A 294-nucleotide genomic window follows, 5' to 3' on the forward strand; every position below is an offset into this window, starting at 1 on the left:
TTTATTTTTCAAGTTCGCTAGTTAAAACTATGTACTTTAGTACAAGGCTTTAGCTTCTATAAATGTTTAAAATTCTATCTTTGTAACGTTTATGGAAAATCGTCGGAGTCCGCATAATATAAATAGTTTACAAGTCCACTTAGTTTGGATAACTAAATATCGCTACCAAGTATTACAAGGTGATATTCAACTACGTTGCCGTGATATTCTGCGTCAAGTCTGTAATTCAATGGATATTCAAATAATCAAAGGAGTAGTCAGTAAAGACCACATCCATTTGCATTTGAGTTATCC

The 294-nt window shown here is 32.3% G+C and carries 1 protein-coding gene; it reads left to right on the top strand.

Annotated elements, in window-relative coordinates; translation table 11 throughout:
- Window positions 1-91: 91 nt before the first annotated feature.
- Window positions 92-294: IS200/IS605 family transposase (tnpA, locus tag D0T57_RS13150; RefSeq protein ID WP_163273974.1), on the top strand; the 203-nt coding region annotated here is incomplete at its 3' end.

This window comes from Dysgonomonas sp. 511, assembly GCF_010501105.1.
In the GTDB taxonomy this organism is placed as follows: Bacteria; Bacteroidota; Bacteroidia; order Bacteroidales; family Dysgonomonadaceae; genus Dysgonomonas.